Origin of the sequence: Actinobaculum sp. 352, assembly GCF_003957265.1 — a bacterium.
GTDB lineage: Bacteria > Actinomycetota > Actinomycetes > Actinomycetales > Actinomycetaceae > Asp313.
In genome coordinates this window covers 68,279-83,815 of record NZ_RQSN01000007.1, presented here as the reverse complement: position 1 = coordinate 83,815, position 15,537 = coordinate 68,279, and the positions used below count along the sequence as shown (strand labels likewise).

Below are 15,537 nucleotides of genomic sequence, written 5' to 3'. Positions count from 1 at the left end.
CAGATGGACCGGGTCTTTTGCTACTGACCGCCGCTGTTTAAGCGGCGGTCAGCTGCACATATGGCCTCGGTTGCGGGTGAGGGCCGCGTGCTGCATGTGGGAAAGGGCCCCTTGCACCACTCACTTCCGCGACGCGGCCGCGACTGCAGAAACATCCAAGGTCACGGCCAAAATCTCCGGGTCTTCCCCATGTTCCGCGATTAACGCGGAGAATCGCACCAGGTAGCTGAGCGGAGGAGTCCTGAAGTAGAGCAGTTCTAAAGGGGAGGTCATAGGTTCGAGGCGCCCGAAGCGAAGGAGTACAAAGCGGAGTAACCCTAAAGCAGCGAGTCAGGCCAGGCAACCCGTGCCGCCCGTTCCTGTGCGTCGACCCATGCAGCCGGCAACATGACCTGGCCATCGCGTGATACGGCTTGCGGAAGGTAACGCACTCCGTTCTCTTCCGCCGCCAGATAGGCGCGCAACAGCTCGGCTGCTGTCCAGGCGTCCGCCAAGGCCCGATGGTGCTGGTGGGCGCGTATCCCGGCTCGTTGCGCCGCTTCCAACAGCGAATGACGACCCGCTGGCAAGTAGATCTTTGACAGTTCCATCGTGCACACAGCCGCATCCAGCGGGAAGGTGAGTGGATAGGAGGAGCGGTGGAAGGCGGCATTGAGAAACGCAATGTCAAAGCGCGCGTTATGAGCGGTAATGGAACGCCCCCGCAATAGGGGAACCAGGGTTGAGAGAATCTCCGCGAAGGAAGGAGCATCGGCCACGTCGTCGTCTCTCAGACCGTGAATGAACTGCGCAGATACCGGACGGCCCGGGTTTACAAGCGATGACCACTCGCCCTCGGCAGCGCCCGAATCGTCGAGTAGAACAACGCCTATCTCGATGATGCGATCCCGAGTTGGACTCAAGCCGGTCGTTTCGCAGTCGACGACGGCGAAACCCGCCCTCCCGGTCCTCTTCTTTCGATGTCCTGTCGGCACAGGCGGTACTCTACCGCGCAGTCGCGCAACACCGAAGTACGCCACGGGTGAACGCCATGGACGGATGGGAATCTTCTGCCCCAAAGGTGCTTTGATATCAGTGTGAGTACAACACTGCCTGATGAAGTCACGCTAACCGCCGACGACCGTTGCGACGCCTGCGGGGCGCAAGCGTATGTGCGCGTTGTTTTGCCGTACGGTGAATTGTTCTTCTGCGGGCATCACGCCAATGAGCATCTGGACACGCTACGCGAAGCCGCCGTCTCCATCCAGGATGAGCGTGAGCGTATCGCCAGCTTGTGAGCGCCGCCGCCTGAGGCACCAAAAGGAGATCGTAGCCCTGGGCGTGTGGAGCCGCTCCAGCTTGGCGTTCGGCGCACAAACCCGCTCGACATCGGTCCTTCCGGTATGGATTTGCCCGGCGCAGCCAGCCAGGCGTATAGATACACCCGGCCTTGGACCTCAGGGTTTTGACCCAACCGTCCTGGGGGCTCGCCGCACAGACCCGCACCCGCGAACGAATTGGCGGAGAACGTGACTTTTCCCGCCTGTGTGCGCCAATGACGCGATTTGGTGCACACGGAACGTAGCATTGCCATCGTGGCACAGAATGTCGAGACCTATACCGCACGTCACCTCCAAGTCCTAGAAGGCCTGGAGGCTGTTCGGAAACGCCCCGGAATGTATATCGGCTCCACCGACTCGAGGGGCTTAATGCACTGCCTGTGGGAGATCATCGACAATGCGGTGGACGAGGCGCTCGAAGGCGTTGCGAAGAACATCACCGTACGCCTATTTGCCGATGGTTCCGTTGAAGTGAGCGACGACGGACGCGGTGTACCAGTTGATACCGTACCCGGCATTGGGCTGAGCGGCGTCGAAGTGGTGTACACAAAGCTGCACGCCGGCGGGAAGTTCGGTGGTAGCTCCTACACATCTTCCGGCGGCCTACACGGGGTCGGAGCCTCGGTGGTCAATGCACTATCAGCTCGTATGGACGTACAGGTTGATAGGGCGGGGAAGACCTACCAGATGCAATTTCGCCGTGGCGAACCGGGCCGATATTCTGACTCGCGGCGCGGCCCCTCCCCAGACTCGGATTTCACACCTTTTACCAGTGCCTCCGAGCTTGATGTGGTGGGCAAAGTGGCTAAGAAACGCACGGGAACCCGGGTGCGGTACTGGGCCGATCCCGAGATCTTCCTCGCCTCGGCTCAATTCTCCTACGACGAGCTGGTGGAACGAGTGCGGCAGACGGCCTTCCTCATTCCGGGCCTGTCGATCACGATTATCGACGAGCGTCGTCTGGCCGGCACACCCGGAGCGGAGGAGACCAGCGAAGAGACCTTCTGCTTTCATGGCGGCACGTGCGATTTCGTCGACTTCCTCGCCACCGATCCGGCGGTGACCGCCACCATGCATCTGACCGGTGAGGGCGCCTTCACCGAGAACGTGCAGGTGTTCGACAAGAAGACGGGCCATCTGAAAACGAAAGAGATGGAACGCACCTGTCAGGTAGATATTGCGTTGCGCTGGGGAACCGGGTACGACACCACGGAGGAATCCTTCGTCAATATCATCCGCACTCCGGGAGGCGGCACACATCAGACCGGCTTCGAGCAGGGCGTCATGAAAGTGATGCGAGCCCTGATCGACTCCAATTCACGTCGCCTTCACATCACCGCGCGTGATCCGAAGATTGAGAAGGACGACGTGCTTGCTGGGCTGACCGCCGTCGTCACGGTGCGGCTACCCGAGCCACAGTTCGAAGGCCAGACCAAGGAGATCCTCGGCACGGCCCCGGTGCGGGGAATCGTGGCCAACGTGGTGGAAACCGAGCTGACACGTGTCCTCACTTCCTCAAAACGCGACCAGAAAACGGAGACCTCTCGCCTGTTGGAAAAGGTGGTCGCCGAGATGCGCGCACGTGTTGCGGCGCGCATGCACAAAGAGATCTCCCGGCGCAAGAACGCCCTGGAAGCTGCGGCATTGCCCGCCAAACTCGCGGACTGCCGCAGCGAGGACGTTGAACATACCGAGTTGTTCATCGTTGAGGGCGACTCCGCCCTCGGAACGGCCAAGCTGGCGCGTTCCTCGGATTTTCAGGCGCTCTTGCCCATCCGCGGAAAGATTCTCAACGTTCAGAAAGCGTCTCCGGCCGATATCCTTCGCAACGCAGAAGTGGCATCGATCATCCAGGTGGTTGGCGCCGGATCCGGCCGCACCTTCGATCTTAACGCCGCACGTTACGGCAAGATCATTATGATGACTGACGCCGACGTCGACGGCGCCCACATCCGCACCCTGCTCCTGACGCTTTTCTTCCGCTATATGCGTCCAATGGTGGAAGCCGGGCGAGTTTTCGCGGCCGTGCCGCCGCTGCATCGCGTCGAGGTGGCAGGTTCTGGTGGGAAGAAGGGTGAGTACATCTACACCTATTCCGAACCCGAGCTTCACCGGGTACTCAAGCGCTTGGAACGCAGCGGGCGGCGATACAAGGAGCCGATCCAACGCTACAAGGGCTTGGGGGAGATGGATGCCCACCAGCTGGCGGAAACCACGATGGATCCGGCCCGGCGGACCCTCCGGCGTATTCGCATGGAGGATGAACATGCTCTGCGGGAGGCCGAGACGATTTTTGAGCTGTTGATGGGCAGTGATGTCATGCCACGGCGCGACTTCATCGTTGCCGGTGCTGCGGATATCGATCGCGAGCGCATCGACGCCTAGCCGGTGGGTGGCCTGCGGGTAGTGTGCTATGCCCGGCTGCTCTGTGCCAGCCGCCACATCTGAAGCATTCAGCCGATGGCGGCAACGGGCGCGACAAGCGCTGTGCCGGAGGCGTCGCGCCGCTCGTCGATTTTCGGCAACTCCAACGCCTGCCCTCCGCTGCCCACGGCTCGCAGCGGGGCCGGGCCCACGTATGCCAACTGCAGGCAATCCTCCCCGCGCAGGAAGCGCTGAGCACGTACTCCACCGGTTGCACGGCCCTTGGCGGGGAAGCGGTCAAGAGGCGTGACTTTTGCACTGCCGGCAACCGTTCCCGGAAGTGCATCCGAGGCACCCGCCACCGTGACCACAAGCGAACCGGCAATGTCATTGCCGGGCACTACGCCGAGTGCGAGTACCCGCGCCCCGTCGGAAAGACGAATACCGGCAATGCCCTGCCCGTTGCGACCTTGCGGGCGAACGGTCTCGGCGGAGAAACGCAGTAGTTGCGCATCGGTTGTCACCAGGACGATCTGTTCGGAATCAGCGCAGTGTGCGGCGGCGACGACGGAATCGCCGTCGCCCAATGTAATGACATCCCACGCGTCCTTGGCGGGGTGTCCGCCATTGAGCCGTTTGATACGCCCGTGAGCGGTAGCCATTGCGAGGGGTGGAGCATCTGAACTCAGGTCTACCAGCGCCAGTGGGCGCTCGTCGCTTCCCAGGGTAAGGAGTTCCGACAGCGGGGTGCCGCCCGCGAGCGAGGGTGCCGTCGTCGTCGGAGGAATCGCCGGTGCGTCCACCACGTCCAACCGGCAGATCCGGCCCGCGCTGGTGACGACTCCGACCTGCCCGCGCACGGTGGAGGGAACGAGGGAAACCACGGCATCGTGCGCCACCCGGGCGCCTTCGCGGCTGGGACGAACCGCATCACCGCTTCGGGCGAGAAGACCGGTGCCCGAGAGCATAACCCAGCAGGGATCGTCGGCCAACTCCGCCGACTGGTTCTTCGCCGCTGCGACGGGATCCGCCGCCCCATCCGATTCGAGAAGAACCGTGCGGCGCGGTGTTCCGTACTCGCGGGCGACATCGGCCAGCTCCCCGGAGACGACGTCGCGCAGCCGCTCCTCGGACCCGAGGATTTCTTCTAGTTCGGCGATTTGCACCAGAAGCTCCTCGCGCCGCTGTTCCAGTTCTATCTGCGAATACTTCGTGAGGCGCCGCAGACGCAGTTCAAGGATGTACTCAGCCTGTTGTTCGGATAGGTCGAACACTTGCATGAGGCGAGTGCGGGCGGACGCCGTGTCATCGGAAGAGCGGATCACGGCGATGACTTCGTCAATATTGAGAACCGCGATGAGAAGACCGTCAACAAGGTGCAGGTCGTGCTGGGCCTTGTTAAGGCGGAAAGATGAACGACGCCGCGTCACGGAGATGCGATGATCGAGGAAGACCCGCAATAGCTCCTTCAATCCCAGCAGCCGCGGTTGGCCGTCGACCAGGGCGACATTGTTAATGCCGAAGGAATCCTCCAACGGGGTGTGCCGGTACAGCTGGCCCAACACTACATCGGGATTGAAACCAGATTTCAGCTCGACGACCAGTCGCATGCCGTGATGACGATCGGTGAGGTTTTGTACGCCGGAGACGCCCTGTACCTTCTTTGCGCTGATCGCATCTTTCAGCCGGTCGATGACCTTCTCCGGGCCTACGAGGTAGGGTAGTTCGGTGAACACGATGCCCTTGCGGCGGGCGGTGATGTTCTCGATTCGCGCCGTGGCCCGGGTACGGAAAACACCGCGGCCAGTGGCGTAGGCCTCCCGCACACCGTCCAGCCCAACGATCTTTCCGCCTTCGGGCAGATCCGGCCCGGGGATGAAGCGCATAAGATCCTCAAGGCTGGCATCCGGATGAGTGAGCAGGTGCCGTGCGCCATTGACGACCTCGATGAGGTTATGCGGTGGCATATTCGTCGCCATGCCAACAGCGATCCCGGAGGAACCGTTGACCAGCAGGTTCGGAATGGCGGCGGGAAGCACCTCGGGCTGCATAAGGGTGTTGTCATAATTCGGCACCATGTCTACCACGTCCTCATCCAATGAGGCTGTCATGGCAAGGGCTGCTGGTGCCAGACGCACCTCCGTGTAGCGGGGAGCGGCCGGGCCGTCGTCCAGGGAACCGAAATTGCCGTGGCCGTCGACAAGCGGCAGACGCATGGTGAAGGGTTGGGCGAGGCGCACCATGGCGTCGTAGATGGCGACATCGCCGTGCGGGTGGAGCCGACCCATCACGTCGCCGACCACGCGGGAGGACTTCACATGCCCACGGTCCGGGCGCAGGCCCATCTGATCCATCTGGAAAAGAATGCGACGCTGCACGGGCTTGAAGCCATCGCGGGCATCGGGGAGCGCACGCGAGTAGATCACCGAATATGAGTATTCGAGGAAGGAAGTGCGCATCTCCTTCGAGACATCAATATCGACGATGTTCTCATCGGTCGGCGGTGTCGCAGTCTTTTGCATGATCTCAAGTATTCCGCGTCATGGCTGGGAATATGGTGAACGTGGCGGGCAGTGTTCCGTGAGATATCCGACGCGGTATAGCACGGGAGGAAGGGCGGTCCTGTTTGCTGGGAGGGGAGGGTGCGAGGACAGTGCGTGCGCTTGTCAGTAGGAGTGCCTTGCGAGGTACCGATACACCGCGTCGGGCGAACTCTGGCGCGGGAATTTTCCCGTCTTAGAATCGAAAAACAGTGCAACTCTAGAGAAATCGGGTAACTAGTACCTACTAACGATAGTCTTACTTGCGAGAGTTGATGCGCCATCAAGCACGCGAAGGAGAAGGTGCAATGATAGTGCGAAGTCATAGAATGATCGGTGCGGCCCTAGGCGGTGTGGCGGCACTGATCCTATGTACGAGCGTCACTGTGGATGCTACAGGTTCACGGGACTTCAATGCAAGTCCATATGTAACTAATGAGTCTGCTCATCTTGCGGGGTTTGATGTCGATAGTGACGATGCCGCCGAAACGCAATTTGAGGAGATCGAGGTTCCGACACTGGCTTCCATGCCAGACGCCGATCCGCAGTTTGCAGAGCAGGTTCATGTCATCATGCGCGATCTCGGTCTATCCGAAGAGGATGCCATCGCCCATGTGGATGGGACCCTAGAACGGTTGGACTACCGCGAGGCTGCTTATGAGGAGATCCCAGACTGTGTAGGTGGATTTGACTACGACCCCTATACGTCCACCATGACGGTCTATTCGCTCAATGAGCAATGTGATGCCGAACTGATGGCTCGCGCTGACGATATGCCCTTCGGCGTGACGATGGAGCGAACGGAGCAGTCAATCGACGACCTGCAAGCAGTAGCGGATGATCTCAACAGCCATCCTCCTGCCGATCTGCCGGAGTTGGCCTTTGCATCCGTCGATGATGAGCGAAATGCGGTTGTTCTGAATCTGGAGGATGACTCCATACCCGCGTTCTCGGAGGATACGGAGCCTGATCCGTTACTTGCCGCTAGCGTCACCAGCGATTCCCGTCTGAACAACGTAAAGGTGGTGGTTGTGAGAACTGACGAGAACGTAGCGGAGTAACGGGCGCCCGGTAACGCGAGAAATGGGAAAGTCGGGGAGCGCCCCGGGCGGTCGGTACCTACCCGTGCCCCTGGCGAGGACTCACGATTATCGCAACCGGTTAGCCGGACAAAAGTTCGGCATTGATATGAGGTAGATGTGCGCATGAGACGTTCGATAGTAGCCGTATTCTCGGCGGTGCTGTTAGTTGCAGGTGGGGCTGCATGTTCGTCCGATCAAGCCGAGCCAAAAGAAGTCGTTACGTTGACTTCGGAGTCTTATGACGTATTTGAGGGAGAACTCACGGTCGGGCAACGCTACGAACTGCAAGGAGCAGCATTGATCGTGCCGACTGAGGGATCGGCCGAAGTCTGCTTCGCCGTCACAGAGGCGGCCGGAGTGCTTCCGCAATGCACTTTCCCAATCTCAGTGGAACTACCGCAGGACGTTACTGCGGAGTCGCTAGGATTGGACAAAGAAAATGGCGGGTACGTAGGGTCAGTCAATGTGGTACTCGATCTGACCGACAACGGCGATCCCCGGCGCGGCGATATCGTCAGTATCGAAGCTGCTGCGGACTGAACGCTGGGTTGCCTTGTTTGCCCGCCGTTGCTCCGGTACATCGCAATTGCAGCGAGTGGTGTTGGGCAGCAAGGCTCCAGTTCACATGCTTGCTTGGATGATCGCGTGGTGGCACGGAAGCTGCGAGCATTGACGGTCTATTCGGCGTCTTGCGGGAATCGCGCACGCGCGGGTATGCCCGAAACGTGCACACCCGGCATTGAGGTGAGAGAATCAGCGAGTGAAGATCAACCGCCGTGACCAGTTCCTGGCTGACCTCTACACGCTCGTATCCGAGCAGTCATCTGCGGCGCAGGACGTTCTTGCGGCGCTTGGTGATGCGCCGGTTCAAGCGTATTTCCTACGCCCGGAGACCGTGTTCGACCAGGATTCCGTCTTTGATTCGGTCTCTATTTTCTGCGTCACGGACTCGCGGCTGCTCATCCTCGTTTCCGGCGTCACCTACGAGCTATCTCCCGCCGGTGAGCTGGTCACAACGGTGCAATCGGTGGGCTTGGGCCAGATCCGTGACTTTCAGGTGACGCGCAGGCGCGTCCTTGATGGGCCGCAATCGGGTGCACTGAGCATGGTGAGCATGCGCTTGCGCTGGGGTGGCGGATGGGCCTTCGACACCTTCCCGGCCTCTTGTGACGATCCCACCTGCGATGCCGACCACGGGACGGTGAGCGTCGGCGGGGGTGACGACGCCGAGATCCTGCTCGATTCTTCACTGGCGGACGATATCTTTGCCCGCGGTCTGCAGTTCATCAACGAACTGAGCGGCATTCTGGCACAGCGATGAACAACAACGCAGCTGCAGGCCTGGAGGGGGCCGGACTAACGCCCCCGATCTCACGTAACGTCCGCGCAACGCTCTCCGCCGCGCTGGACGCCGTCGGGCTTGCTACGTCATCCGCGGGGACAATATCCGCAGCCGACCGCGCCTTACTGGGATTGCCGAAAGCCGAAAGAGTCTGTTTCGTCCTGGTGGACGGACTAGGTGCTCACAATCTGGCGGCCCGGTCCGGCCACGTGCCAACACTTCGCGCGTGGACGCAGACCGAGCCGCTGACAACCGTTGCGCCATCGACGACGGCGGCGGCCATTACCGCGGTTGGAACCGGAGAGGCGCCGGGTGCCACCGCGATGATGAGTTATGCGCTGCGATCTCCCGCCAGCGGGCGAAGTTTCTCGCTTATCTCGTGGAATGATCCGGGGTTAGATCCCGTGTCATGGCAGAGAATGCCAACTCTCTTCGAACAACTGGGTAGCACGGCCGATGCGTGCCGGCTCATCCAGCCCGCATCGTTCGTGAACTCCGGGCTCACACTCTGCGCGCTGCGCGGCGCGAAAGCACTGGTTGCCGACAGTATCGACGAACGCATAGATGCCGCCGCCGCAGCCCTGCGAACGCAGTGCCGTGCCGTCTACCTGTACTGGGAGGAACTCGACCACGCTGGACATCGCCACGGCTGGACAAGTGAACAATGGACGATCCAGCTAGAGGCACTTGACTCCGCCATGGCCGCTCTTGCCCGTCGTCTGCCTTCCGGTACGCTGATCGTGCTGACCGCCGATCACGGCATGGTTGATGTCGCGGAGCGTATGGATGTTGCCGATTATCCAGAGCTGCAGCGCGACGTCGACCTGGTATCGGGCGAGGAACGCCTGCTGCATCTCTACACCCGAGAACCGGGCGCCGTCGCCGCACGCTGGCGCGAGGCATTGGGGCAACGCTCAATGGTGTTGCTGCGTGATGATGCAATCGCCACGGGTATCTTCGGCGAGGTACACGCCGAGGCACGCGCGGTGATGGGTGATGTGCTCGTCATTCAGCACGGAGACTTCTCCATTATGGATTCGCGTGGGCGAGATCCGCATCGCTCCTTGATGCGGGGCGTTCACGGTTCACTGACGGCCGAGGAGATGCTCGTGCCGCTGATTACCGAGGTGGTGTGATGGCCGAACTTATTTTCTTCTCCGGCACCATGGACTGCGGCAAGTCCACGTTGGCGTTGCAGACCGCGTACAACCATGAGCAGCGCGGCTTACGCGGGCTGATTTTCACGCGGAATGACCGAGCGGGAGCCGGGCGGCTCTCCTCTCGGCTGGGCCTGGAAGCACGGGCATACGAGGTATTAGAAACCACCGACTTGTGGCAAGCGATAGCGCGGGAGCGGACAGCGGGACGAGTTGATTTCGTCATCTGCGACGAAGTGCAGTTCTACACGGCGGTGCAGGTGGAACAGCTAGCGCGCGTTGTGGATGAAATCGGCATTACGGTGTACGGCTTCGGCATCACATCTGATTTCCGTACCCGGCTGTTTCCCGGTTCGGCACGGATGATCGAGCTGGCCGATCGCGTCGAGGTGCTGCAAGTGGAGGCCCTGTGCTGGTGCGGCAAACGAGCCACACATAACGCGCGTACCGTCGGCGGCATGATGGTCACCGAAGGAGAGCAGGTCGTGGTTGGCGACACCGGGGCACAAGATGTAGGGTACGAAGTGCTGTGCCGATACCACCATATGCGGCATATGACGGCGGCCAGCGTAAAGGCGGCACAGGCCGCCGAGACCCTGGGGGAGGACACGCTGAACGAGGTGTGACCCAGACACGTCGGCAACACGACGCACCGTATTGCTGTTGCCCAGCGCGGTTGTGCTGCCAGTCCTGGACTTCGGCCGGGCCTGAACGAAACTCGGGTCAGTCTTTCTTACCGAAGACGATCTCATCCCAACTCGGCATGGCCGGGCGTGCGTTGCGTTTACGCGCTTTCGCTTTGGATTTTGGAGCGGGGGAGTCCTGTGCGTCCTCGGTTACGACGGCATGATCACCTGAGGCGGAATTCTGGGGCGAGGAGGTGCTGCCGGGAAGTTGCACGTCCTCCGCTGCCGCTGGAGTTTTCTCCCCTGGGGACTGCGGTGTCTGCGTAGTCGGGCTCGGTGTGGAGAACAAGGTGGACTCCACGGGGCGGGGCCGCAAACTCAGAACAGTCGCGTCCTGTACCTCCTCCGGTTGTGACAGGGCGGGATGCGCACCGGCGAACTCAGTGTCGACATCGTTGTTCTCGTCGGGCATCGGGCGCGACTTGCCGCGCTGAGAATCCAGGGATGCCAGTACCTCATCAATGCGCGAGGCCGGTGCCGTCGGCGCCTCCGCTGCCTTGTAAGGTGAAGGGACAGAGGGTTTGTTCACCGGCAGTTCCGCAATCGCGGAGGCGTCTGCCGGGGGCGTGTTGGCGGGCCGCCAGGGAGTGGAGGACGCGGGAATCTGCGTTTCAGAAAGCCAGATGGCCTCATCGTCCAGGGCCTCTAGCGTGCGGCGTTCCAAATCAATATGCCACGAGGCGCGGTGTTCGCGTTCGCCGGACAAGAACTTGGCAACCAAGGTCCACGGCTCACCGGAAAGACGAATGGAGTCCCATCGAATTTGACTTGGATCAACGCCGCGCGCAACGAGACGTGAGGCGACCAACTCTTCAACAGTCAGGGCTCCGACCTCATGCCCAAGAGAGAAGGAACGGGCCAAACGCGCGTTGTATTCTCGCTCGGCGAGAATGGGATATGCCAGGGCGGAAACACGTGAGGCGGGAAGCGCCGACTCGTCGGAGACTTCGTCAATGCTTTTGCCCTCACGAATACGCGCTTGGATCTCGCGCGGCCCCATTTGCCGCGTTTCGCCGTCGGAATCCTGCTGCTGAGCGGCCCGGTCACGCCGCAGTTCGGCACGCAACTGCTCGGTAACGGGCAGAAGATAGCGGTTGCCATCGGCGTCGTTCAGGGTGAGGTTCTCGCCGTCGGGCTGCAGCCCAAGAAGCTCGAGTCTAATCATGGCTTCCCTTCTACATATGCTCGTGTTCTAGGGTGCCATCTGTGGACGACGACGTGGCGGATTCTGGGCGGGTGTGTTCGTCACTGTCCACCAGGAGCGAGCAGTGTGGCCAGACGAATGGACATTGTGCGAATCTCTGGTAAATTATGGGCGCACGCGTTCGAAGCCCGTGGGGAATATCTCGGGTTTGCTGGCGTTAGGAATGCTATGCAGTCCGGTTTCGGACGTGGCGGCCCGGCAACGGGCGAAAGAGCCATGAGACTACTGAACGTGAGGAACGATGGCGACCGACTACGATGCACCGCGTAAGCAAGATGAGGAGTTGCGGGAGGATTCCCTGGAGCAGCTCAAAGCGCGCCGCTCGGAGCAGCAGTCAGGATCCGTTGATGAGGATGAAGTCGAGGCGGCAGAGGGCTTCGAGCTCCCCGGAGCCGACCTGTCAAATGTTGAGCTCTCCGTCAATGTGGTTCCGGCGCAGGATGACGAATTCACCTGTTCGCAGTGTTTCCTTGTACATCACCGTTCGCAGCTTGCGTATGAAGAGGACGGTTTGCCGGTGTGTACCGAATGCGCGGGCTAAGGTGGTACTGATGACCGGCGCCTGAGAATCAGGGACCGGGAACGAGCGGGCGGCCGCTGGCCGTGGGAAGTGAGGCTAGCGTGGGGTTATTCTCGCGTAGGCGCAAGGCACGGGATCCGCAGGAGGACCCGAACTCTGAGAGTGCCGTGGAAGAATTAGCGCCCGAAGAATCGGAAGAGGAAGCGGGGGAGAGGGTCGGCCCGTTTGATGAGGCAGATCATCCGGAACGCGGAGATCTCCTTGACGCCGGTTCTCTGTGGATTCCTGCCGTCAAAGGGGCCACCATCCAATTCTCCGTGGACCGCCGTCGCGATGTTGTTCTGGGCGTGGTGTATGTTAAGGCACAGACCGCCGTGCAACTGCAGGTATTCGCCGCGCCGAAGTCGGCGAATATTTGGGACGACGTTCGCTCGGAAATGATCTCCTCGATTGCTTCGCAGGGTGGTTCCTCGCGCGAAGCCAAGGGCGAGTACGGAACGGAGATTCGTGCTCAGATGCCCGCGAACGGAAAGCGTTCGGCAAATCCGGTGCGTTATCTCGGCATCGATGGTCCGCGTTGGCTTCTGCGCGTGACGGTCACGGGACGCGGGGCGGTGGACGACAAAGCGGCAAGCTCACTGATACACGAGGTGCTTGATCGTACGGTAGTTTCGCGTGGCCAAACTCCGCATCCTCCGCGCGAAATCCTCCCGTTGCATGTTCCGCGTACCAAGAAAGACGATGGTCCTACGGCGGATGACGGGCGCCCGCGGCTGTCCCTTCCGCAACGGGGTCCGGAGATTACGGAGATCCGATGACTGGTTCGCCCTCGCGCCGGGTCAACCTGCGAGGCGTGGTCAGCGCTATCAGCTATCCGGGCTCCGTGACCCCGCCAACTCTTGAGGTCATGTTGCAAGTGGGGGATAATTCACTGCTGCTCGCCTTCCTGGGGCGAACGGATTTACACTGCGTGGACATCGGGAGTCGCCTGCATGTTAAGGGCACCCTCACCAGTCACAACGGAGTGCCCACAGTTTTCAACCCGTGGTTCACCGTACTACCGGCGCATATCGATGCCCTGCGCTAATGAGCCGTCGGCTTGACCTACACCTGATTGGATGAATTCATGATGACACCGCGAGGAGCAGACGAAGGCAACGAGATCGCGGCATCAACGCGCCGCGGGCAGTCTCTGGCCTCGTCCGTGCCGGTCGAGACCTCCGATGCGGATGCGGCGAGGAAGTCACCTCCCATGCCGGGATCATCATCCCGGGTTGCCTCCTCGGGTCTGGCAGCCGTTCTGGGAGAGGACTTCGACGTTTGGCAGGCCGTTGGTGGCATACGAGGACTAGTGGAGACTGTAGCTCCAGGGCTTATCTTCATCATCGTCTTCTTGGTGACGCATCAGCTGGTGCCATCCATTGTTGCGCCGGTGATCGTCGCTATTCTTGCTATCGGGCTGCGCGCAGTTCAGCGCATCGACGTGATGCCGGCGCTGGGAGGACTGCTTGGGATCCTTATCTCGGCCGTGTGGGCATGGCGTAGTGGTGAGGCATCGAACTATTTCACGTGGGGCCTCGTCACCAACGGTGCCTATCTTGGCGGTTTGCTGCTGTCAATGGCACTGCGCTGGCCTGCACTGGGGCTCCTCATCGGTTTTCTTCGAGGCGATGCAACGGCGTGGCGCAACGGGCCACGGCGCAACGAACCCGACCAACGTGCAACACGGCGACGCTACTGGCAGGTGACGTGGCTATGGGTGGGACTTTTCGCTGCGCGTCTACTTGTTCAGGCGCCCCTCCTCCTCGCCCGCGCAACAACGGCATTGGCCGTAACCCGGCTGATTATGGGACCGTTCTTATTCGCTCTGGTGGCGTGGCTGACCTGGATGCTGGTACGCGGACTTCCACCGGTTGCTGATCCGGGCGTCGGCGGTGATTGCGCACCACAAGGTCAGTCGGTGGACTCTTCCGTGCCATCCTCATCTTGAATGGAGGAGACAAGCTCCTCCACCAGCGCCAGATCGCCGTTGTCAGTCTCCGCACAGAGCAGGATCACCTGGTCGCCGGCATCGATGGTCAGATCGGGATCAGCGGGAAAAGGCATGCCGTCGCGGACTATCGCCACCAGGGTAATGCTGGGCGGCAATAGGACCTCAGAGACTACGGCACCCACGATAGGAGCATCCTCCGGAAGCGTTGCTTCCATCAGCGAAGCACCCGAGCGCTGGAAACGCAGCACGGCAACGAGTTCGCCGTCGGCGACGGCGTCCTCCACCAGTGTGGTCATGATCCGTGGTGTGGAAACTGCGACATCAACACCCCAGGCGTCGTTGAAGAGCCACTCGTTCTTCGGATTGTTCACACGAGCGATCACACGCTCCACGCCGAACTCGGTTTTGGAAAGCAACGAGACCACGAGGTTCGCCTTATCGTCACCGGTTGTGGCGACGACGACGTCGGCCCCGCCCACGCCGGCCTCCTCCAATGTTCCGATCTCGCACGCATCGCCCAGTTCCCATTCGGCATCGGCGACTGATGCGACCCGCATGGCCGCCGGTTCCTTATCGATAATGGTGACGTCATGCCGGGAGGAGGCGAGCTCGCGCGCAATGGTCCGGCCAACAGATCCGGCGCCAATAATGACAACCTTCACAGCGTCTCCTCCCGTACTTCGTGAACCAGAATATGCTGCGCAGCACCCGCCTCGTTGGTGGGAACTGCCAGGTGCAGCATATCGCCGTCTTGGATGACCAGATCATGTTGCGGCACGAGACCACGCCCTAGGCGGGTGATGTATGCTACACGTGCGCCGGTTGCGAGTTCGATCTGCGACACGTTGCGCCCAAACCACGACTCGTCTAGATCCACAGAGACCAGACTCATACCGGCGAGCGGATCCGAGAATTCATAATGCGGGCCAAGCGGGATAAGGCGCCGGAGCACCTGATCCGCCGTCCACCGCACGGTCGGAACGGTAGCTATTCCCAGCCGCTCGTAGACATCCGCCCGTGTTGGGTCATAGATACGGGTAACAACATTGGTGATGCCGTATGTTTCTCTCACCACACGGGCGGCGATGATATTGGAGTTATCCCCTGACGACACCGCCGCAAACCCGTCCGCGTCTTCGATTCCCGCCTGTACAAGCGCCTCGCGATCAAAACCTATCCCGTTGACTTGCTGGCCGGGAAAATCCTCGGGAAGCCGCCGGAAGGCGTCGAGATTGCTATCGATGATGGCCACGGAGTGGCCCATATCCGAAAGATTGATGGCGAGCGCAGCGCCCACGCGCCCGCAGCCCATGATGACAAAGTGCACGTT

The 15,537-nt window shown here is 61.0% G+C and carries 16 protein-coding genes; 11 read left to right on the top strand and 5 right to left on the bottom strand.

Annotated features, from left to right (window positions below; genetic code table 11):
* Positions 1–317: 317 nt before the first annotated feature.
* Positions 318–974, bottom strand: coding sequence for a 3'-5' exonuclease (locus EKN07_RS08470; protein ID WP_240611200.1), 657 nt, complete (start codon positions 972–974; stop codon positions 318–320).
* Between the two features lie 102 nt (positions 975–1,076).
* On the opposite strand from EKN07_RS08470, the gene EKN07_RS08465 reads away from it, so the two are divergent.
* Positions 1,077–1,277 (top strand): hypothetical protein, encoded by a 201-nt coding sequence (locus EKN07_RS08465; RefSeq protein WP_108715744.1) that lies wholly within the window; start codon positions 1,077–1,079, stop codon positions 1,275–1,277.
* A gap of 297 nt (positions 1,278–1,574) precedes the next feature.
* Entirely contained in the window at positions 1,575–3,704 is a 2,130-nt protein-coding gene (locus tag EKN07_RS08460; RefSeq protein WP_126146158.1) for a DNA topoisomerase IV subunit B, read from the top strand.
* 68 nt (positions 3,705–3,772) lie between these two features.
* Here the strand turns inward: EKN07_RS08460 and EKN07_RS08455 are convergent, their stop codons facing one another.
* Positions 3,773–6,205 carry a DNA topoisomerase IV subunit A gene (locus EKN07_RS08455; RefSeq protein ID WP_126146157.1) on the bottom strand — a complete coding sequence of 811 codons (2,433 nt, stop codon included), beginning with the start codon at positions 6,203–6,205 and terminating at the stop codon, positions 3,773–3,775.
* A 326-nt stretch (positions 6,206–6,531) separates the two neighbouring features.
* Here EKN07_RS08455 and EKN07_RS08450 point away from each other — a divergent pair, with 326 nt between their 5' ends.
* From EKN07_RS08450 to EKN07_RS08430, 5 genes are all read left to right on the top strand, one after another.
* Positions 6,532–7,284 (top strand): hypothetical protein, encoded by a 753-nt coding sequence (locus EKN07_RS08450; RefSeq protein ID WP_126146156.1) that lies wholly within the window; start codon positions 6,532–6,534, stop codon positions 7,282–7,284.
* Between the two features lie 144 nt (positions 7,285–7,428).
* Positions 7,429–7,845 (top strand): hypothetical protein, encoded by a 417-nt coding sequence (locus EKN07_RS08445; protein ID WP_125482455.1) that lies wholly within the window; start codon positions 7,429–7,431, stop codon positions 7,843–7,845.
* A gap of 220 nt (positions 7,846–8,065) precedes the next feature.
* Positions 8,066–8,626, top strand: a complete 561-nt coding sequence (locus EKN07_RS08440) for a DUF5998 family protein (protein WP_108715740.1) — start codon at positions 8,066–8,068, stop codon at positions 8,624–8,626.
* Positions 8,623–9,783: an alkaline phosphatase family protein gene (locus EKN07_RS08435; protein ID WP_241228160.1), complete on the top strand. Its 1,161-nt coding sequence runs from the start codon at positions 8,623–8,625 to the stop codon at positions 9,781–9,783. Before EKN07_RS08440 ends, EKN07_RS08435 begins: the two co-directional genes overlap by 4 nt.
* On the top strand, positions 9,783–10,430 hold the full coding sequence (locus tag EKN07_RS08430; protein WP_108715739.1) for a thymidine kinase: 648 nt from the start codon (positions 9,783–9,785) through the stop codon (positions 10,428–10,430). The genes EKN07_RS08435 and EKN07_RS08430 overlap by 1 nt, the downstream gene beginning before the upstream one ends.
* Positions 10,431–10,527: 97 nt before the next feature.
* Here the strand turns inward: EKN07_RS08430 and sepH are convergent, their stop codons facing one another.
* Positions 10,528–11,655, bottom strand: coding sequence for a septation protein SepH (sepH, locus tag EKN07_RS08425; RefSeq protein ID WP_126146155.1), 1,128 nt, complete (start codon positions 11,653–11,655; stop codon positions 10,528–10,530).
* A 280-nt stretch (positions 11,656–11,935) separates the two neighbouring features.
* On the opposite strand from sepH, the gene EKN07_RS08420 reads away from it, so the two are divergent.
* From EKN07_RS08420 to EKN07_RS08405, 4 genes are all read left to right on the top strand, one after another.
* The gene (locus EKN07_RS08420) at positions 11,936–12,235 is read left to right on the top strand and encodes a DUF4193 domain-containing protein (RefSeq protein WP_108715737.1); all 300 of its coding nucleotides are present in this window, start codon (positions 11,936–11,938) and stop codon (positions 12,233–12,235) included.
* Between the two features lie 62 nt (positions 12,236–12,297).
* Positions 12,298–13,032, top strand: coding sequence for a DUF3710 domain-containing protein (locus EKN07_RS08415; protein ID WP_241228159.1), 735 nt, complete (start codon positions 12,298–12,300; stop codon positions 13,030–13,032).
* Positions 13,029–13,301: a hypothetical protein gene (locus EKN07_RS08410; protein ID WP_108715735.1), complete on the top strand. Its 273-nt coding sequence runs from the start codon at positions 13,029–13,031 to the stop codon at positions 13,299–13,301. Before EKN07_RS08415 ends, EKN07_RS08410 begins: the two co-directional genes overlap by 4 nt.
* Before the next feature lie 39 nt (positions 13,302–13,340).
* Positions 13,341–14,204: a DUF3159 domain-containing protein gene (locus EKN07_RS08405; RefSeq protein WP_240611198.1), complete on the top strand. Its 864-nt coding sequence runs from the start codon at positions 13,341–13,343 to the stop codon at positions 14,202–14,204.
* On the opposite strand, the gene EKN07_RS08400 is transcribed toward EKN07_RS08405, so the two are convergent.
* The gene (locus tag EKN07_RS08400) at positions 14,168–14,869 is read right to left on the bottom strand and encodes a TrkA family potassium uptake protein (protein ID WP_108715734.1); all 702 of its coding nucleotides are present in this window, start codon (positions 14,867–14,869) and stop codon (positions 14,168–14,170) included. The two genes, EKN07_RS08405 and EKN07_RS08400, sit on opposite strands and share 37 nt — an antisense overlap.
* Positions 14,866–15,534 carry a TrkA family potassium uptake protein gene (locus EKN07_RS08395; RefSeq protein WP_205647211.1) on the bottom strand — a complete coding sequence of 223 codons (669 nt, stop codon included), beginning with the start codon at positions 15,532–15,534 and terminating at the stop codon, positions 14,866–14,868. The genes EKN07_RS08400 and EKN07_RS08395 overlap by 4 nt, the downstream gene beginning before the upstream one ends.
* Positions 15,535–15,537: the final 3 nt, after the last annotated feature.